Genomic DNA, 18,937 nt, shown 5'->3' with positions numbered 1-18,937 from the left:
GAATCTGCAGCCCTCGCCGCGATTCCCGTCATCAAGCCGGGGAACTCCTGTTCTTTTTCTTGTGAAGCACCGGCCTGCACATCCGTTCGATCAGCCTGATCGAATTTGTTACTATTTTGTTAAAACAATTCTATCACCGGCGAATTGCAGCTCAATTACAAAAAGACGGGAAAAATCGTTTAATTTCAATTGACTTGATAAAAGTTAACTTCGGCAATTATGGTCAGCTTGTTGCCGTCATGCCATCGGGAAATGCCGGAGGGGCAACAGAGAGAACAAAAACAACAAAAATGCGGTTGAAAAACCACAAGTCTCTCCCTATATCCTGCCCACAGACGATTAGCTCTGCCTATTTCACTCATCCCTTTCTTCAATAAGGACAACCGCATGGCAACCGAAAAACAGACCATGGGCTTCCAGGCCGAAGTCAAGCAACTGCTGCAATTGATGATCCACTCGCTGTATTCGAACAAGGAAATCTTCCTGCGCGAGCTGGTCTCCAATGCCTCGGATGCGGCCGACAAGCTGCGCTTTGAGGCCATCAACGATGGCAGTCTGTTCGAGGACGATCCGGAACTGAAGATCAAGATCAGCTTCGACAAGGCGGCGCGCACCATCACCATCTCCGACAACGGCATCGGCATGAACCGTGACGAGGCCATCTCGCACCTGGGCACCATCGCCAAGTCGGGCACCAAGGAATTCTTCTCGCGCCTGTCGGGTGACCAGCAGAAGGACGCCGCCCTGATCGGCCAGTTTGGCGTGGGCTTCTATTCGGGCTTCATCATCGCCGATCGCATCACGGTCGAGACGCGCCGTGCCGGCACGCCCGCTTCCGAAGGCGTGCGCTGGGAATCCGAAGGTGCGGGCGACTTCAGCATCGAGCAGATCGACAAGCCGGGTCGCGGGACCGACATCATCCTGCACCTGCGTGAGGGCGAAGATGAATTCCTTTCCGCATGGCAACTGAAGTCCATCATCCGCAAGTATTCCGACCACATCTCCCTGCCCATCCTGATGAACAAGGAAGAATGGGATGAGGAAAAGAAGGAAACCGTGCTGAAGGACGAGCTGGAAACGGTCAACCAGGCCAGCGCCCTGTGGACCCGCAGCAAGTCGGACATCACGCCCGAGCAGTATGAAGAGTTCTACAAGCACGTCTCGCACGACTTCGGCGCGCCGCTGGCCTACACCCACAACCGCGTGGAAGGCCGCAGTGAATACACCCAGCTGCTCTACATCCCGGCGCGCGCCCCCTTCGACCTGTGGGACCGCAACAAGCGCGGCGGCATCAAGCTGTATGTCAAGCGCGTGTTCATCATGGATGATGCCGAGCAGCTGATGCCGGTGTATCTGCGCTTCGTCAAGGGCGTGATCGATTCGGCCGATCTGCCGTTGAACGTCTCGCGCGAGATCCTGCAGGAGTCACGCGACGTGCGCGCCATCCGCGACGGTTCGGCCAAGCGCGTACTGAGCCTGCTGGAAGAACTGGCCAACAGCGAAGAGCAGGCGCAGAAGGACAAGTACACCACCTTCTGGACCGAGTTCGGCCAGGTGTTGAAGGAAGGCATCGGCGAGGATGCGGCCAACAAGGATCGCATCGCCAAGCTGCTGCGCTTTGCTTCCACCCACAACGACAGCGAGGTGCAGAATGTGTCGCTGGCCGATTACGTGGGCCGCATGAAGGAAGGACAGGACAAGATCTACTACGTCACCGCAGAGACGTTCCAGGCCGCCAAGAACAGCCCGCACCTGGAAATCTTCCGCAAGAAAGGCGTGGAAGTGCTGCTGCTGACCGATCGCGTGGACGAGTGGATGCTGTCCTTCCTGACCGAGTTCGAGGGCAAGGAACTGGCGTCGGTGGCCAAGGGTGGCCTGGACCTGGGCAAGCTGGAAAACGAAGACGAGAAGAAGCAGCACGAAGAAACGCAAGCCGAGTACAAGGATCTGGTCGAGAAGATGAAGACCGCCCTGGGCGACAAGGCCAAGGAGGTACGCGTGACCTTCCGCCTGACCGACTCCCCGGCTTGCCTGGTGGCCGACGAGAACGAGCTCTCGGGCAATCTGGTGCGCATGTTGAAGGCGGCCGGCCAGGCTGCACCGGAGTCCAAGCCGACCCTGGAAATCAACCCGGACCACCCGCTGGTGCAACGCCTGAAGTACGAAGAGGCGCGCTTCGACGACTGGTCGCACATCCTGTACGACCAGGCCCTGCTGGCCGAAGGCGGTGCGCTGGCCGACCCGGCCAGCTTCGTCAAGCGCCTGAACGACATGCTGCTGGCCATGGCCGCGAAGTAAGTCTGTTCATCTGTTGCCGCATGCCCGCCGCCCTCGCTGGCCTGGCGGGCAGGAACGCCGCCTGGGGGACTATCCGGGCGGCGTTTTCTTTCATATCGGCGTTTAGCCACCCGGTTGGCGGCAGGTGGGTGCCCAAGGCAGGCAAGACGGCCCAGGGAGACCGGCCGGCGGACGCCTCATCGCAGCAAGAACCTGCTGATCCTTGGGCACGGAACTGAATGAATGGGCGAAATCGGCGAAAAAAAAGCAGGACCGCAGTCCTGCTTCTTCATATGCCTGGCAACGATCAGTGCGTCACGCGGGTAGTACGCCCGTTGGACAGCAGGCGCACACGCTCGCCGACGCGGAAAGGTTCATCTGCATCCTGGGTGATGGCGCGCAGTTCGCCGTTGTCCAGGCGCACGGTGATTTCCAGGCCCGGACGGTTGTTCAGGTGGGCTTCGGCCTGGTTGCCCAGGACACCACCGGCCAACGCACCGACAATGCCGGCCGCCAGCGCGCCGTTGCCGCCGCCGATGTTGGAGCCGGCAGCGATGCCACCCAGCGCGGCGCCACCGAGGGTGCCGATGCCGCTTGAACCCTTGTCGATAGTGACGTTGCGGATCGACTCGACCACGCCCATGCGCACGGTCTGCTCGCCCTGGGCCTGGCGGGTGTTGTAGACGCTGGCCGAGTTGGGTGTCACTGCGCAGCCGGCTACCAGGGAGCCCAAGGCTGCGATCAAAATCAATTTCTTCATACTGAAAACTCCGACTGAGAACTGTTTGGCCCGTCTCCGGGCGGCGGGGGAATTCGGGCGTCCGCGCGAACGCAACATGATCGCGCATCCGGCGCGGATGCACACATTCCTTTACATCTTAATACAAAGATGTCCCGCGCCGACAATCTGTCCTCTGTGGCGCGCCTCAATACGTGATGTGCCAGCGGCGGTACAGGAAGGCCAGCACGAACAAGGGCCCAATCAGCAAAAACCGCAGGTCCTCGAAGAAGGATGGCTTCTTGCCCTCGATGCGGTGGCCGATGAACTGGCCGATCCAGGCCAGCACGAAGACCGTCGCCGACACCGGCAGCACGGCCCCCAGCGGCAATCGCGCCAGCACCACCAGCATCACCGCCGACATGGCCAGCATGCCTACGGCAAAGGGCGGCGACAGGCGCAGGTAGTAGGCCAGCGCAGCGGCGGCCACCACCAGGGCCACGGCGGGCGACACGATCCAGCACAGGCCGAACAGCGAAAATACGATGGCCGGCACACAGATGCAGTGGATCAGTTCATTCATCGGATGGCGATGGCTCTCGGCATAGCGGGCCAGCAGCACATCGATGCGGCGCGGGGAGACGGTGCTGGTGCTGTCCATGGGAGCTCCTCGTTCAATGAGCGGGCGTAGCTTCAGCGGCCGCCGGAGACGTCAATGAAGGTGCCGGTGGCATAGGAAGACTCTTCCGACAGCAGCCAAAGGATGGCGTTGGCCACTTCCTCGGCGGTGCCGCCGCGCTTCATGGGGACGGCATCCTTGAGCCGGTCGACACGGCCCGCTTCGCCACCACTGGCGTGGATGTCGGTATAGATCAGGCCGGGACGCACGGCGTTCACGCGAATGCCCTCGGCAGCCACTTCCTTGGCCAGGCCGATGGTGAAGGCATCGATGGCGCCCTTGGAGGCGGCATAGTCGACGTATTCCCCCGGACCACCCAACTTGGCCGCCATCGACGAAAGGTTGACGATGGCCCCGCCCTGCCCGCCGTGACGGGTGGACATGCGCTTGACCGCCTCGCGCGCACACAGCAGGCTGCCGGTGACATTGGCCACCAGCACGCGGGTGATGCGCTCGGCGCTCATGGCTTCCAGGCGGGACTGGTGCTCCAGGATGCCGGCGTTGTTGACCAGGGCGGTGACGCGGCCCAGCTCCTGGTCGGTGGTGGTGAACAGGCGCAGCACGTCCTCCTCTTTGGAGACGTCGCCCGCGACGGTGATGGCGCGGCCGCCGCCGGCGCGGATCTGCCCGGCCACCGATTCGGCAGCCTCACGGTTGGAGACGTAGTTGACGCAGACCGCGTAGCCACGTTGGGCTGCCAGCAGCGCGGTGGCCGCGCCGATGCCACGGCTGCCGCCGGTGACGATGATGACTTTATCTGTCATGTTCAGTTTCCCTTGAATGAATGGCCCGGCGCGTGACGCCAAGGCAGCTTACGCTAAGATGTGAATTCTTGTGCATTTTGCCGCAAGCCTGACGCCTCTGCAGCCGCGCCATTGTGCACGCACTGCGATGCGGGTAGCGCTTGCTGAAATTCTTTTCATCCCAGCCGTTTCCATGCCTGCTCGCCCTTCCTCCGCCGCTGATGCTGACCACGATGCAGATACATCTGCAACTGATCCCTTGCTGGCCAGCTTTGCGCCGGTGGTGGCACCCGATACGCGCATCCTGATCCTGGGCAGCCTGCCGGGAGCGGCTTCGCTGGCGATCCGGCAGTATTACGGGCATCCGCGCAATGCGTTCTGGCGGCTGGTCGGCGAAGTGATCGGGGTCGACCTTTACGCAATGGACTATGCCGCCAGGCTGGCCAGCTTGCTGCAGCATCGCATCGGCTTGTGGGATGTGATCGCCCAGGCCAGGCGTATCGGCAGTCTGGACAGCGAAATCAGGGATCACAGCGGCAATGACTTGCTGACGCTGATCGCCAGACTGCCTGCACTGGAGACCATCGCCTTCAATGGTGGGACCGCCGGCAAGATCGGGACCAAGGCGCTGGGCGCCAAGGCGCAGGACTATCGGGTGGTGGTGCTGCCGTCGAGCAGTCCGGCGCATGCGGCGTTGGGGTATGAAGACAAGCGGGCGCGCTGGCGGGCTGCATTGCGCTGATCGTCAGTGGCTTCGCATACCGGCATCCCGCCGGGTGATCAAGGTCACATCGGCATCTTCGACAACAAGCATTCTTTAAATCACTTCCTGAGGAACAGGTAGTCATAAAACTCCCCCGAAAACCCGCCATTGAAGATCAAATACTGCAACGCCTTCGCGAAAAACACGATGGCGCAGAAGACGATGGCCAGCTTCAGGCAGAGGATGAGGTTCTTGAACATGGTCGAAGTGTAATGGAGGCCGAGCAGACTGAGCAGTATCGATGCGCAAAATGGAGGCAAAAACTGCCTGGATCACCTTTCCCGGCCACCGGATGGCCATGCGCTGGATGATGGCCGTGTCGGACAAGTCGCCAAGGCAAGGTATCATTCGGCATCCGCAGGCGGCCTCCCCGGCTGCCGCGCCGTTTCATTCATATCATGCTCATCCGAAGAAAATCCATCGAAGCCCAGGCCAACACCAAGGCCGGCCCCAATCGTCGCCGCCAACAGCTGGAAGCTGACGCCAGCAAACCGCGCAAACCCAAATATGCCCCCGTGACGCTCTCCGAACTGGAAGGCGTACGCTACCTGCATTTCGGGACCGAGTGGGTGCAGGGTGCGATGCGCATCCGCAAACCCGATTGGATCGAACTGGAATACGCCCAGCAGATGATGGCGTGGATGCTCTTCAACCGCGCACCGCGCCACATCGTACAGCTCGGCCTGGGCACGGGTGCACTGACCAAGTTCAGCTACCGTCAATTCCCGCAGGCACAGGTGACGGCCGTGGAGCTGAACCCGGCCGTCATTGCGATCTGTCACAGCATGTTCAAATTGCCGGAGCCGGACGAGCGCCTGATGATCATCGAAAGCGATGCCATGGACTTCATCGTCCACGCTGCCAGCCACGGCATCATCGACGCCCTGCAGGTCGATCTCTATGACGCCACCGCGCGCGGACCGGTGCTCGACAGCGCCGAGTTCTACCAGGCCTGCCATGACAGCCTGGCACCGGGCGGGGTGATGACGGTCAACCTCTTTGGCGATCATCCCAGCTACGCCAAGAACCTGCGGGCCATGGAATATGCTTTCGATACCGTGGTCTCGCTGCCCGAAGTCCATGACGGCAACGTCGTGGCACTGGCCTTCAAGGGCGCGGTGACATTCGATTTCCCCGAACTGTATGCGCGTGCGGCACTCATCGAGAGCCAGACCAGGTTGCCGGCCAAATCCTGGGTCAACGGGATCAAGGCCGGCTTCTAGGGCGAAAAATGCGGCGCGGCGTGGTGTCGATGCGCAAGAGATAAAATATTTTCATCTTTTTCGAGAAAAGACTTGCGCCACCCCGACCTCCCTCCTATAATGCGCTCTCTCTTGCAGCACTGAAGCAACAAGGAAGTGCAGCAACGGGGCGTTAGCTCAGCTGGTAGAGCAGCGGACTCTTAATCCGTAGGTCCACAGTTCGAATCTGTGACGCCCCACCAACAACAAAAAGCACCACGAGCAATCGTGGTGCTTTTTTTGTTTCTGTGGACTGGTTGAATGTGGACCGCGGCCCCTCGCGATCACCGTTGCGACGACAATCTTGCCCCCTCCCTGCTGCTGAACGTCTTATTTATCGCCAGGCCACTGCCGCATGCGCCCGGTATGGTCAGCAGACCCTGCCTCCGGCGAATCAGCCGCGTCCACCACCGGCTGTGCGACGGTCACCTTGCGTTGTCGTCCGGGCCGGATACGTCGGGTCTCGGTCGCCGTCGGGAAATCGCGCTTCTTCTTCCCCTTCGACATCTTCGACAGCCCCGACAAGAGCTGCACCAACGCACTGCGGGTGGTGGCATCCACCGCGCGGTAACAGGACAGCAATTCACTCTCTTCGGCACTGGGCGTGGCGCCACGCACACCGGTCAGCACATAGGTGATATCGACGCCGATCTCCCCCAGGCCGTGTAGATAGTAGGCGTCCGGTGCGGTTTCACCGATCTCGTACTTGATCTGCGTACGCGCCGTGATCTCGAGCTGGTCAGCTACCGATTTCTGGGTATGACCGCAGCGGCCGCGCTCTTGTGCAAGACGATCACCAAGTATTGTCAAAAATTCAGTTTTATTCGATGACATATGAAAAGGACCTCTCCTAGAATATTGCTTTCAGTCCAACAGCGAGGAGACATCTTATGGCACCCAAGCAACAAAACGAACGCAAGCCCGCAAAAGGGGCGACACGTCTGGTGAATTTTCGATTAAATGAGGCGGAATTCGAGGAAGCTGACCTCTTGGCGCGACAAACCTACCGTTCCCGCGCACTGTTTGTCCGCACGATGTATTTGTTGGGACTGCAGGCATATCGTCGGCAGCATCCGCTCGACTGAGGGCGCGCGCACTACAACTAGCGGCAAAGTGAAGAATAAAGGGGGTTGCTCACGGGTTCAGTGCAGGCCGTGCAGCAGCAGGAATTCTTTCACCGCCCGCAGCACCTGATCCGTCTGCTCGCGGTGCGGGACATGACCACACTGCGCCAGCACCTGATACTGCCCCTGCCCCGGGAACGCCGATGGCAGGCTTGCCATCATGCGCGGATGCGCCAGACTTCCAAACTCATCCAGATCGCCATGCAGCGCCAGTAACGGACATGCCAGCTGCGCCAGCATGGGCGCCAGCGACCAGTTGGCAAAGTCCACCGAGAGCCAGGTGTCGGTCCACGCCGAAAGCACCCAGCGCGCCTGCTGCAGGTCGTTGCCATGATATTTCGCCAGGCGCGCCAGTTGCGCCGGGTCGGCAAAGCTGGCGCGCGCGTCCTCGATGCCCTGCCGGGTCCGATCCTCAACGAAGGCTTGCGCCGATTCGGTGATGACGGCCAGCACCCGCCGCGGCCACTGCGCCGCAGCCGACACCGCCATGCCGCCCCCCACGCTGTGGCCGAACAAGATGACCTCGTCCACGCCAAAATGGCGCAACACGGCCGCTAGCGACGTGTGCGCTTCAGCAGCAATGAAGTCCAGGGTGAGAGCATCGCTGCGCGCCGTGGACCGGCCGAAACCCGGACGGTCGTAGGCGATCACGGGGTGGCCCGTGTACGCCGCCAGGCGGGCCGGGAAGTCCCGCCACAAGGCGACCGCGCCCAGCGAATCGTGCAACAGCACGATGGGTACGCGCCCGGCCAGCGGCCCGCCCCACAGGCTGGCAAACAAGACCGCGCCCGGCATCTCGACAGTCGTCTGCTCCCCTGCGGACATGCTTGCTCCTCTGACTGCACAGTTTGTACAGCTTGTGCTCCTGCCGGACCGCCCTGCCCGAGAAGGCTGGATGACCAGCACCAATAAAAAGGCGCACCGGGGGGTGCGCCTGAATCAGCCTTCAAGGGGGTATGGCTCCCCCTCAATATACCGGACACGCTATCAGCTTGCGCGACGTGCGAGCCCAAGTATCACGTCAGGCGCATGGCTGAGGCTGCCGACAACCGCAGCCGGTCAGTGATGCGCGCCGCCGCCCAGATAGGCGGCCTTGACCGCCGGGTCGTTCTGCAGCTTGTCGGCGGGTCCGTGAACGGAGATCTTGCCATTCTCCAACACATAGCCGTAGTCCGCAACATTGAGTGCGGCCGCCGCGAACTGCTCCACCAGCAGCATGGTCACGCCCTGCTCCTTGAGCCGCGAAATGATGCGAAACACCTCGTCCACCAGGATCGGTGCCAGCCCCATCGAGGGCTCGTCCAGCAGGATGACCTCCGGATTCAACATCACAGCGCGTGCCATGGCCAGCATCTGCTGCTCGCCGCCAGAGAGCGTGCCGGCCAGCTGGGTCTGCCTTTCCTTCAGGCGCGGGAACAGCTCCAGCGCCCGCTCGAGGTCATGCGCGATATCGCCCTTGGGACGCGCGCGCGTGAAGCGCGGGAAGGCGCCCAGCAGCAGGTTGTCGGTCACGCTCATGGTGGCGAAGACGCGCCGGCCCTCCGGCGAGTGCGCCAGCCCGTAGCGGGCAATGCGGTGCGAATCCAGCCCGGTGATGTTCTTGCCGCCGAGCGTGACTTCCCCGCCCTTCGGTTTGATCATGCCGGAGATGGCGCGCATGGTCGTGGTCTTGCCGGCGCCGTTGGAACCGATCAGGGTGACTACCTTGCCCTTGGGGACGTCCATCGAGATGCCATGCAGCACCTCGACCTTGCCGTAAGCGGCGTGCAAATTGGAAATGGTCAGCATGTTCAGGCTCCCGCGGGGCTGGATGTGTTGTCGTGGGCATCGCCTGCGCCACTGCCGAGGTAGGCTTCGATGACCTTGGGGTCGGCCTGGACCTGGGCCGGCTTGCCTTCGGCGATCTTCTGGCCGAAGTCGAGCACGGTGACGGTATCGCAGATCGACATGACCACGTCCATGTGGTGTTCGATCAGGATGATGGTGATGCCGGCTTCGCGGATCTTGCGGATGATGGCGACGAGCTCCTTGATGTCCGGTGCGGTCAAGCCTGCCGCCGGTTCATCCAGCAGCAGCAGGCTGGGGTTCAGGCCCAGTGCGCGGCCGATCTCCAGCAGGCGCTGCTTGCCGTAAGGCAGGTTGCGCGCCTCTTCATTGGCCAGGTTGGCCAGCCCCACGAACTCCAGGATGGCAGCAGCCCGTTCGCGCGCGGCCTGTTCTTCACGGACGTAACGCGGCGTGTTGACCATGACGTCGACGACGTTGCTGTTGAAGGTGTGATGCAGGCCCACCAGAACGTTTTCGGTCGCAGTCATTTCACCGAAGAGTTGCACGTTCTGGAAAGTCCGTGCCACCCCACCCAGGGCGATGGCCGAGGGCACACTGCCGGAGATCGGTCGGCCATCGTATTCCACCACGCCGTCGGTAGGACGATAGATGCCGGTCAAGACGTTCATCATGGTGCTCTTGCCGGAACCATTGGGACCAATGAGGCCGTGCACGGTCCCTTTGCGCACATCCAGATCCACTCGGTTCAAGGCTTTCAGACCACCGAACTGCATCAGGATCTGGTTGACCCTCAACAGCGTGGCGCCCTGATCCTTGACCGAATCGGTAGTGATGACGGCACGTTCTTTATCACCAGCGATCTGCTGCGCTACCGGTACATGCTTGGTGAGCATGCGACCGAACAGGTTGCGGCAGAAGCCGACAATGCCATCCTGCAGGTAATACACCACGAACAGGGTCATCAAACCAAAGATGGTCAGGCGCCAGTCGGTGATGTCTTTCAGCTTGTAGGAGAAGGCTGCCATGGCGATGGTCGCCACCACCGGCACAACCACGCCGCGCACAGTCCTGGTCTTGCGCGCGACCTGCAAGCCAGCGCCCACCACCACAATCACCGCCAGCACGGTGGCGATCTGTCGGAACAGCGCAATGTCGGACAGCAGACTAGGCAGCATCACCACGATCAGTGCTCCGATGAGCGAACCGATACGAGACTTGCGACCGCCCATGATCACCGCCAACAGGAACAGAATGGTCAGTTCGAAGTTGTAAGTATTGGGCGAGATGTACTCTTCCGAATACGCATACAGGGCCCCGGACAGACCTGCCAGCGCAGCGCTGATGATGAAGGCATAGACCTTGTAGCGATACACCGACACGCCCATGCAGTCCGATGCGATCGGGCTGTCACGCAGCGCCTGGAAGGCACGCCCCAGGTTGGACTTGAGGACGCGATGCACCACCAGCATCGAGATCACCATCAAGACCGCCACCAGGTAAAAGAACTGCACTTCACTCATCTTCTCTCCACCGATCATGGGCTTGTCCAGCTTGATACCCATCGGACCTTCGGTGAGGAAGCTCATCTCGTTGATCAGGATCTGGATGATGGTGCCAAAAGCCAGGGTCACCATGGCCAGATAGGGGCCAGTCACACGCAGCGCCGGCAAGGCCAGGATGGCGCCGAACACTGCCGTGACGGCAATGGCAGCCGGTATCGTCACGAAGATCGGCATGCCCAGCTTGAAGAACAGCACGCCGGCCGCATAGGAGCCGATACCGAAGAGGCCCGCATGACCCAGCGAGACCTGGCCGGTATAACCGACCACGATGTCCAGCCCGAACAGCAGGATGGCGTAGATGAGGATGGTTTCGATCAGGTGCAGGTAATACGGATTGTGCACCACCATGGGAATGCCGCCCAACGCGACAATGCCCAGCAAGGATAGCAGCAGGATTTTCTTGTTCATGGCATCAGACCTTCTTGATCGCAGTTTTGCCGAACAGGCCTGCAGGTTTTACCGCCAGGACCAGCAGTAGCAGCAGCAGTCCCGGGACTTCCTTGTAGCCGGTGGAGATGTAGAAGCCGGTCAAGGTCTCGGCCACACCGAGAATGAGACCGCCGACGATGGCACCCATGCCTGATGTCAGGCCACCGATGATGGCCACCGCAAAGGCCTTCAGACCCAGTGCCGCGCCCATGGTGGCGCCAGTGAGCGTCAGCGGAGCCACCAGTACGCCGGCGAAGGCGGCCGTGGCGGACGACAGGGCATATGAAAAAGTGATCACCATGCTGGTATTGATGCCCATCAGCCCGGCCGCATCGCGGTCGTTGGAGGTGGCCACCACGGCCTTGCCGTAGATCGACTTGCGATTGAACAATTCGACCGCGGCCATCATCAGCAAGGCACCGATCACCACCAGCACCTGCATGGGCTGCACGTTGGCGCCCAAGACCTGGAACGGCGCGTCGGAAACCGGCGACGGGAAAGGCAGATCGTCCTTGCCCCAGATGTTTTCGGCGACGTTCTTGAAGATGATGGCCAGTGCGATAGTGGACATGATCCAGCCGAATTCCGACTTGATCTTGATGGCCGGGCGCACCCCTATCCATTCGACAAACATGCCTTGCAGTGCACCGAAGACCAGCACGACTGGAATCATCAGCCAGTAATTGAGATAAGGGCCGCCGTGGATGTTGCCCACCACGGAAAGCCCGACCAGTGAGCCCAGCATCAGGGCTTCACCCTGGCCGAAGTTGAGCGTGCCGGACGTGGCAAAGGTCAATTGGTAACCGAAGGCGATCACGGCGTAAATCATGCCGAGCGCGATCCCGGAGAAGACCAGTTGTAAGAGGATGTCCATTGTGATTTCCAAGAAGCGGCTACCGCCGGGTGGCGGCGTAGAGCTGCAACGATCCTGCGGCAGCCGTGACCGGCGCCGTTAAAAGATCGTCAACAGATCGTGTAAAAAAGGCCAGCCCCCGGATCGCAAGGACTGGCCTCTTCGACTACTGTGCGTGAAGCGAGTCGATTCTTATTTGCCGAGGATGACGCGGCCGTTCTTGACCTCGCCCATCACGACCATGGAAGGCTTGATGGCTTCGTGATCGGTGTGGGTGAACGGCTTGTCATAGGTGGTAACCACGCCTTCGACCTTGGTGTTGAGGTTTTCCAGCGCAGCGCGGACCTTGTCGCCATCGGTGGTGCCAGCCTGCTTGATGGCGGCAGCCAGCAGCAAGATGGAATCGTAGCCTTGGGCAGCCGAGACGGCCGAGGGCATGCGGTCAACCTTGTAGGCCTTCTGGTAGGCCTCGATGAAGGCCTTGCGCTTGGGGGTGCTGCCGTCCTGGATGAAGGTCTGCGGCATGCGGGCGCCATTGCCGTTCTTGCCGGAGTTGTCGATGAAGTTGCCCATCGACAGCGGCCAGCTGCCGATGATGGGCACGTGCCAGTTCAGCTTTTCCATACCGTTGGCGATCTGAGCCAGTTCCGGGCCGATGCCGTAGGTCAGCACGGCCTGAGCGCCACCTTGCTTGGACTTGAGCAGCTGAGCCGTCATGTCCACGTCCTTGATGTTGTACTTCTCCACGGCCACCGGGGTGATCTTCTTTTCAGTGAGCACCTTTTCCAGGTCTTCGCGACCGAGCTGGCCGTAGTTGGTGGAGTCAGCCAGGATGGCAACCTTGGTGAACTTCTGCTTGTCGACCGCTTCGTCAGCGATCATCTTGGCCTGGATCTTGTCAGCGGCCGAGGTGCGGAAGATGTAGTTGTCCTTATCCTTCTCGAACTGCTTGGTAATCACGGTGCCGGTGGCCACGTTGTTGATCACCGGAATCTTGGCTTCCTGGTAGAAGCGCTGCGAGGCCAGGGCCACGCCGGTGTTGATGAAGCCGACGGTGGCGACCACCTTTTCCTTGTTGATCAGTTCCTGTGCGATCTGCACGCCACGTTCGTTCTTGGCTTCGTCATCGCGCTCGACCAGCTGGATCTGGCGCCCCAGCAGGCCGCCTGCAGCGTTGATCTCGGCCACGGCCAGCTTGACGCCGTCACGCATGGACACGCCCATCGGGGCAGAGCCGCCGGTATAGGGGCCGGAAACGCCGATCTTGATCGGATCGGCCGCCTGCGAAGTCAGGGCCAGGCTCATCAGGGCCGCGGCAACAAAGGTTTGGGTCTTGTAGCTCATGTCATCCTCCAGAATGTAATTGTTGGCTAGCACGCAAGCGAGCGTAGCGCTTTTGAAAATCGCTCCGTGTGAACGAATTCTCCGCTCTCCCTTCGCTCTGCGGCGAATCCTTGCGGGAGTGTCGGGGCCGATTCTGTCCCAGTTTCCTTGCGCCAAACTTACAAGCTTGTCAGGAGCTGTCGCAGCTGGTCAGGCAGTGCAGTGGATTTCTCTTTCTTGAAATCGACCCAGACGATTTTTGCAGCACCGTCAGCATAAATGATCTGCTCATCGGCGGCGTCGCGGATGATATACGTAGTTTCCACACTCGTGCGTCCCAGATGACCTGCGCCCATCTCCACGACGATGCTGGCGGGATACTTCATCTGGCGCCGGAAATTGCAGTGGGCGTTGACGATCACCGGTCCTTGCTCGCCCGCAATGGTGGGCCCGAAGACCTCTTCCAGCCACTCGATGCGACACTGCTCCATGAAGCGGAAATAGAGGGTGTTGTTGACGTGGCCGAAGGCATCCATGTCGCCCCAGCGGATGCGTTGCTGCGAGACATACAAGGGCTTCGTTGCGGCGGCTTCGTGACTGCTCATCGTGGGTCCTTTCCCGGTTTGATTCATCAATGAATGTAATTTTTTTCATGCGCGACATGCCGGAGCTGTCGCATTTACGACGCAGTGGCATCCCTCATCACCGCGCGTTTTCTGCGTCATTACGGAGTCATGCACTCGCTAACGGCCGGGCATTCACCTGATGCAAGCTGGCAATGACGGATCAACTCGATCCAATCAGGCATGAGCCCGGTCGGAAAAATCCCATAAAATACGGCACCTGCGGAAAACCCTCCGGATCGGTCTCTGCTGAAGGCTGCTGCCGACACGGGACGCCGTTTGCGTGCATTGTTTCAGACATAAACGCCAGAAGCTGAATAAAAATGGCGGCGAAATCGCCATTCCCTCTAGCGTTCCTTCGAAAAATACTTAACAATAGCACGATCGTTCGAAAAACAGGCAGTTCACATAACACGGGACACCCATGACTTCTTCTCAAGACTTGCTCGCACAATACGGCCCTCGCGAATCGATGGAATATGACGTGGTCATCGTCGGCGGCGGCCCTGCCGGCCTGTCGGCGGCGATTCGCCTCAAGCAGCTGGCTGCGCAACAGAACCGGGAAGTGTCGGTCTGCGTGCTGGAAAAAGGCAGCGAAGTCGGCGCCCACATCCTCTCCGGCGCGGTAATGGACCCGCGCGCGCTGACCGAGCTGATTCCTGACTGGAAGGAGCAAGGTGCACCCCTGAATACGCCGGTCAGCGAGGACCGCTTCCTGTTCCTCTCCGAGACCAAGGCCTACAAGACCCCGAACTGGTTGCTGCCGACCTGTTTCCAGAACCATGGCAACTACGTCATCTCGCTGTCCAATGTCACCCGCTGGCTGGGCCAGCAGGCCGAGGCACTGGGCGTGGAGATCTTCCCCGGCTTCCCGGCCGCCGAGGTGCTGTATCACGAGGATGGTTCGGTCAAGGGCGTGGCCACCGGCAACATGGGCATCAACAAGGAAGGCGAACCGACCGGTGATTTCCAGCTGGGCATGGAACTGCATGCGAAATACACCTTCTTCGCCGAAGGTGCGCGCGGCCACCTGGGCAAGCAGCTCATCGCCAGGTACAAGCTCGATGCCGGCCGTGATCCCCAGACCTATGCCATCGGCATCAAGGAACTGTGGGAAGTGAAGCCCGAAGTGCACCAGCCCGGCCTGGTGGTTCACACCGCCGGCTGGCCGCTGGCCAATGACACTTACGGCGGTTCCTTCCTGTATCACTTGGAGAACAACCAGGTCGCCGTCGGTTACGTCGTGGGACTGGCCTACCAGAATCCGTATCTCTCGCCGTTCGAGGAATTTCAGCGCTACAAGACGCATCCGGAGATCCGCAAGTTCTTCGAAGGCGGCAAGCGCATCTCCTATGGCGCGCGTGCCATTACTGCGGGTGGCGTGCAATCGCTGCCCAAGCTGGTCTTCCCTGGCGGTGCCTTGCTGGGTTGCGATGCGGGCTTCCTCAATGCCTCGCGCATCAAGGGCAGCCATGCCGCGATCAAGAGCGGCATGCTGGCCGCAGACGCCGCCTTCACGGCGCTGGGCGAGAATCGCCAGTCCGACGAGCTGGCGGCTTACCCGGCAGCCTTCGAGGCTTCCTGGCTGAAGGAAGAACTGCACAAGGCGCGCAACTTCAAGCCCTCGATGAGCAAGGGCCTGATCACCGGCACCCTGCTGGTCGGTATCGACCAGGTGCTCTTCGGTGGCAAGGCGCCATGGACCCTGCGCCATACCCACGCCGACCACGAATGCCTGCGCCCGGCTTCGGACTTCGCACCGATCACCTATCCGAAGCCGGACGGCAAGCTGACCTTCGACCGCCTGTCTTCAGTCTTCATCTCCAATACCAACCACGGTGAAGACCAGCCCGCGCACCTGACGCTGAAGGACAAGAACGTTCCGGTGCAAGTGAACCTGGCCAAGTACGCGGGCCCGGAATCGCGCTATTGCCCGGCAGGTGTCTATGAATTCGTGAAGAACGAGGACAATTCCGACCGCCTGCAGATCAATGCGCAGAACTGCGTGCACTGCAAGACCTGCGACATCAAGGATCCGACACAGAATATCGTCTGGGTGACGCCGGAAGGCGGCGGCGGGCCGAACTACTCGGGCATGTAAGATATCCTGCCCCGCCGCGAAAAACAAAAGCCGCCTCCGTCACGGGATGCGGCTTTTTCATTGGACCAGCCCTGCTCTCAGACGCCTGCCGGACGCTCCGGCGGTGTCCAGCTGCCGTTGACGATCTTCTCCAGCCAGAAGACTCCGATCACGGTCTTCACATCGGTAATCTGGCCATTGCGCACCTGTTCCAGCAGCTCGGCCAGCGGCGCCTTGTAGATGTCGAGGAATTCACCCTCGTCCAGTTCACGCTCCCCTTCGCTCAGGCCGCGCGCCAGGTACAGCACCAGATGTTCATCCGAATAGGCGATGGCGTTGTGGATGGTGCAGACATATTGCCATTCGGTCGCGGTATACCCTGTTTCTTCCTTCAGTTCACGCTTGGCGCAGTCCAGAGTATCTTCGCCCGGGTCGATCTTCCCGGCCGGAAATTCGATGAAGACGCGGTCCAGCGGGTAGCGGAACTGCCGTTCCATCAGCACACGACCATCATCGAACAGCGGCAGCACCGTTACAGCACCAGGGTGCTTGATATATTCACGCGTGGATTGCTTGCCATCGGGGAGCACGATGGTGTCCTTCTGGACCTTCAGGAAATGGCCGTCGTAGACCTGGCGAGTGTCTTTCTGCGTCTCTTTGAGATGAGCGTCCATGATGTGAGCGAGGGAGTGGAGTTGAAGAGGAAGAACGACTGGCCGCCGCGAGGGGACAGACACCAGAAAAAAGGCGCCAGTCACTGACCGGCGCCTCTTGCAGAGCGTTTCAGGCGTGCTGCTTGCGCAGATAGCGCATCACGTAGCCCGGATAGGCCAGTACCAGGAAAAGACAAGCAGTGACGGCATAGAATTCCCAGCCCTGCGAAAAGACGTTGCCGATGCCGCCTTCGAGCAGATGCGCGACCACGCCGACGACGAAATACAGCACCAGCAGTTCCACCAGGCGCAGCCAGATCGGCTTGACCCAGGCCGCCTCCTTCTTCAAGGGAATCAGGCCAAAGAGTTGCTGGTTGAAGAAAGGCAAATTGGCCGCCAGGGCGGCCAACAGGATCACGATCCAGCTGAACAGGGAAACGTTCATTTCCCTGCCTCCTTACGCCACGACCTTGCTGAGGAAGGTCGCCAGGGTGCTGACGATGGCATTGGTGCAGGCATCCATCAGATGTCCCGGCCACAGGCCGATGGCCAGGGCAGCAATGCCGTTCAGGCTCAACACGACGCGCATTTCCGGCGTGGCGACGATCTTGCTGGTATCGGTGGGCTCATCGAAGTACATCACCTTGACCACGCGGATGTAATAGAAAGCACCGATGAGCGAGAAGATCACGGCCAGCACCGGCAGCCAGATCTGCCCCGTAGCCATGGCGGCCTGCAACACCGAGAGCTTGGCATAGAAGCCCACCAGCGGCGGAATACCGGCCAGCGAGAACATCATGATCATCATCACGGCCGCAAACCAGGGGCTACGCTGGTTCAGACCCTTGAAGTCCTCCAGGGTATCGGCTTCGAAGCCAGAACGCGACAGCAGGATGATGACGCCGAAGGAACCCAGGGTGGTGATCACGTAGGTCACCGCATAGAACAGCGAAGAACTGTAGGCGTTGACGGCCGAGAACAGGTTGCCATCGACCACGCCCGACATCATGCCCAGCAACATGAAGCCCATGTGCGAGATGGTCGAGTAGGCCAGCATGCGCTTGATGTTGGTCTGTGCGATGGCGGTCACGTTGCCCAGGATGATGGACAGCACGGCCAGCACCATCAGCATCTGCTGCCAGTCCACGGCCAGCGGCAGCATGCCTTCGACCAGCAGACGGAAGGTGATGGCAAAGGTCGCCAGCTTCGGAGCGGCACCCAGCAGCAGGGTCACCGGAGTGGGCGAGCCTTGGTAGACGTCAGGTACCCACATGTGGAAGGGCACGGCACCCAGCTTGAAGGCCAGGCCAGCCACCACGAACACGATGCCGAACACCAGCGGGGTACGGTCCACGGTACCGGAGACGATGGCGCGGAAGACCTCGTTCAATTCCAGCGCACCGCCGGTCGCGCCGTACAGCATGGACATGCCGTAGAGCAGGAAGCCGGAAGCCAGCGCACCCAGGATGAAGTACTTCATGCCGGCTTCGGTGGAAGCGGCGTGATCACGACGCAGCGCCACCAGGGCATACAGCGACAGCGACATCAGTTCCAGACCAAGATAGATCGACAGGAAGCTGTTGCCGGAAATCATGACCATCTGGCCCAGCAGCGCGAACAGCGCCAGGGCATAGTATTCACCGCCCAACATGCCGCCGGTGATGCCGCGCGCGGTGTTGTACTGGCGCGAGTAGATGAGCGTGACGCCCACCCCCAGGTAGGTGAACAGCTTCAACAGGTTCGACAGCGGATCGGACACGAACATGTTGTTGAACGTGTAGACCGTGGCGCCCGTATTGAGGTCTGCAAAGCTCAGTACCGCACATACCACCAGCGCCGCCAGGGACAGCAGATAGGTGATGACGCGCTTGCTTTCCGGCAGGAACATATCGATCAGCAGGATCGCGGAGGTCGCGATCAGCAGAAATATTTCCGGATAGACAGGGATCAGATTCATGTTATTCATTTAGTTACTACCGCTTGTGTACGCCCGCTTGTGTCGCGACCTTGATCGCGCCGCCCGACCGGCAATGCCACACCGGCTCGTCTCGTTACTCGTTGTTGCCCAGCTTGGTTATCGG

The 18,937-nt window shown here is 60.6% G+C and carries 19 protein-coding genes and 1 tRNA gene; 6 read left to right on the top strand and 14 right to left on the bottom strand.

The features are described from left to right. Positions 1-387: 387 nt before the first annotated feature. Entirely contained in the window at positions 388-2,298 is a 1,911-nt protein-coding gene (htpG, locus tag ACODSZ_RS09990; protein ID WP_488927502.1) for a molecular chaperone HtpG, read from the top strand. A gap of 286 nt (positions 2,299-2,584) precedes the next feature. Here the strand turns inward: htpG and ACODSZ_RS09985 are convergent, their stop codons facing one another. The 3 genes from ACODSZ_RS09985 to ACODSZ_RS09975 all read right to left on the bottom strand — a co-directional run bounded on the left by ACODSZ_RS09985 (position 2,585) and on the right by ACODSZ_RS09975 (position 4,438). Continuing rightward, the gene (locus ACODSZ_RS09985) at positions 2,585-3,037 is read right to left on the bottom strand and encodes an outer membrane lipoprotein (RefSeq protein ID WP_008327699.1); all 453 of its coding nucleotides are present in this window, start codon (positions 3,035-3,037) and stop codon (positions 2,585-2,587) included. Positions 3,038-3,203: 166 nt separating this feature from the next. Then, positions 3,204-3,656, bottom strand: coding sequence for an Mpo1 family 2-hydroxy fatty acid dioxygenase (locus tag ACODSZ_RS09980; RefSeq protein WP_488927501.1), 453 nt, complete (start codon positions 3,654-3,656; stop codon positions 3,204-3,206). Positions 3,657-3,688: 32 nt separating this feature from the next. Beyond that, positions 3,689-4,438, bottom strand: a complete 750-nt coding sequence (locus ACODSZ_RS09975; RefSeq protein ID WP_488927500.1) for an SDR family oxidoreductase — start codon at positions 4,436-4,438, stop codon at positions 3,689-3,691. A gap of 238 nt (positions 4,439-4,676) precedes the next feature. Between ACODSZ_RS09975 and ACODSZ_RS09970 the strand changes: the two genes are divergently transcribed. Further along, positions 4,677-5,159: a DNA-deoxyinosine glycosylase gene (locus ACODSZ_RS09970; protein ID WP_175343288.1), complete on the top strand. Its 483-nt coding sequence runs from the start codon at positions 4,677-4,679 to the stop codon at positions 5,157-5,159. 80 nt (positions 5,160-5,239) lie between these two features. Here the strand turns inward: ACODSZ_RS09970 and ACODSZ_RS09965 are convergent, their stop codons facing one another. After that, positions 5,240-5,380, bottom strand: coding sequence for a hypothetical protein (locus tag ACODSZ_RS09965; RefSeq protein ID WP_008327695.1), 141 nt, complete (start codon positions 5,378-5,380; stop codon positions 5,240-5,242). Between the two features lie 198 nt (positions 5,381-5,578). Here ACODSZ_RS09965 and ACODSZ_RS09960 point away from each other — a divergent pair, with 198 nt between their 5' ends. Continuing rightward, positions 5,579-6,403 (top strand): class I SAM-dependent methyltransferase, encoded by an 825-nt coding sequence (locus ACODSZ_RS09960; RefSeq protein ID WP_008327694.1) that lies wholly within the window; start codon positions 5,579-5,581, stop codon positions 6,401-6,403. 145 nt (positions 6,404-6,548) lie between these two features. Then, a tRNA-Lys gene (locus tag ACODSZ_RS09955) sits at positions 6,549-6,624 on the top strand. A gap of 127 nt (positions 6,625-6,751) precedes the next feature. Here the strand turns inward: ACODSZ_RS09955 and ACODSZ_RS09950 are convergent. Then, positions 6,752-7,231: a helix-turn-helix domain-containing protein gene (locus ACODSZ_RS09950; protein WP_488927499.1), complete on the bottom strand. Its 480-nt coding sequence runs from the start codon at positions 7,229-7,231 to the stop codon at positions 6,752-6,754. A gap of 80 nt (positions 7,232-7,311) precedes the next feature. On the opposite strand from ACODSZ_RS09950, the gene ACODSZ_RS09945 reads away from it, so the two are divergent. Beyond that, the gene (locus tag ACODSZ_RS09945; protein ID WP_034350158.1) at positions 7,312-7,506 is read left to right on the top strand and encodes a hypothetical protein; all 195 of its coding nucleotides are present in this window, start codon (positions 7,312-7,314) and stop codon (positions 7,504-7,506) included. A gap of 57 nt (positions 7,507-7,563) precedes the next feature. On the opposite strand, the gene ACODSZ_RS09940 is transcribed toward ACODSZ_RS09945, so the two are convergent. The 6 genes from ACODSZ_RS09940 to ACODSZ_RS09915 all read right to left on the bottom strand — a co-directional run bounded on the left by ACODSZ_RS09940 (position 7,564) and on the right by ACODSZ_RS09915 (position 14,105). Next, the gene (locus ACODSZ_RS09940; RefSeq protein ID WP_488927498.1) at positions 7,564-8,370 is read right to left on the bottom strand and encodes an alpha/beta fold hydrolase; all 807 of its coding nucleotides are present in this window, start codon (positions 8,368-8,370) and stop codon (positions 7,564-7,566) included. Between the two features lie 234 nt (positions 8,371-8,604). Next, the gene (locus ACODSZ_RS09935) at positions 8,605-9,333 is read right to left on the bottom strand and encodes an ABC transporter ATP-binding protein (RefSeq protein ID WP_008327689.1); all 729 of its coding nucleotides are present in this window, start codon (positions 9,331-9,333) and stop codon (positions 8,605-8,607) included. Between the two features lie 2 nt (positions 9,334-9,335). Further along, a complete protein-coding gene (locus ACODSZ_RS09930) occupies positions 9,336-11,303 on the bottom strand; it encodes a branched-chain amino acid ABC transporter ATP-binding protein/permease (RefSeq protein ID WP_488927497.1) in 1,968 nt (655 codons plus the stop codon). A gap of 4 nt (positions 11,304-11,307) precedes the next feature. Continuing rightward, positions 11,308-12,198: a branched-chain amino acid ABC transporter permease gene (locus ACODSZ_RS09925; protein ID WP_175343248.1), complete on the bottom strand. Its 891-nt coding sequence runs from the start codon at positions 12,196-12,198 to the stop codon at positions 11,308-11,310. Between the two features lie 171 nt (positions 12,199-12,369). Further along, positions 12,370-13,521: an ABC transporter substrate-binding protein gene (locus tag ACODSZ_RS09920; protein WP_175343247.1), complete on the bottom strand. Its 1,152-nt coding sequence runs from the start codon at positions 13,519-13,521 to the stop codon at positions 12,370-12,372. Between the two features lie 158 nt (positions 13,522-13,679). After that, a complete protein-coding gene (locus ACODSZ_RS09915) occupies positions 13,680-14,105 on the bottom strand; it encodes an acyl-CoA thioesterase (protein WP_008327685.1) in 426 nt (141 codons plus the stop codon). A 442-nt stretch (positions 14,106-14,547) separates the two neighbouring features. On the opposite strand from ACODSZ_RS09915, the gene ACODSZ_RS09910 reads away from it, so the two are divergent. Then, complete coding sequence (locus ACODSZ_RS09910; RefSeq protein WP_488927496.1) at positions 14,548-16,224, top strand: electron transfer flavoprotein-ubiquinone oxidoreductase; 1,677 nt, start codon at positions 14,548-14,550, stop codon at positions 16,222-16,224. A gap of 77 nt (positions 16,225-16,301) precedes the next feature. Here the strand turns inward: ACODSZ_RS09910 and ACODSZ_RS09905 are convergent, their stop codons facing one another. From ACODSZ_RS09905 to nuoN, 3 genes are all read right to left on the bottom strand, one after another. Then, on the bottom strand, positions 16,302-16,877 hold the full coding sequence (locus ACODSZ_RS09905) for an NUDIX domain-containing protein (RefSeq protein ID WP_008327682.1): 576 nt from the start codon (positions 16,875-16,877) through the stop codon (positions 16,302-16,304). Positions 16,878-16,986: 109 nt separating this feature from the next. After that, positions 16,987-17,301 carry a DUF2818 family protein gene (locus tag ACODSZ_RS09900; RefSeq protein ID WP_175343245.1) on the bottom strand — a complete coding sequence of 105 codons (315 nt, stop codon included), beginning with the start codon at positions 17,299-17,301 and terminating at the stop codon, positions 16,987-16,989. 12 nt (positions 17,302-17,313) lie between these two features. Further along, positions 17,314-18,822 (bottom strand): NADH-quinone oxidoreductase subunit NuoN, encoded by a 1,509-nt coding sequence (gene nuoN, locus ACODSZ_RS09895; RefSeq protein WP_034350156.1) that lies wholly within the window; start codon positions 18,820-18,822, stop codon positions 17,314-17,316. Positions 18,823-18,937: the final 115 nt, after the last annotated feature.

It is taken from the genome of Herbaspirillum sp. FG34 (assembly GCF_057809315.1).
Note: the sequence above shows the minus strand (reverse complement) of the source record. Positions and strands in the feature narration are given on the sequence as shown.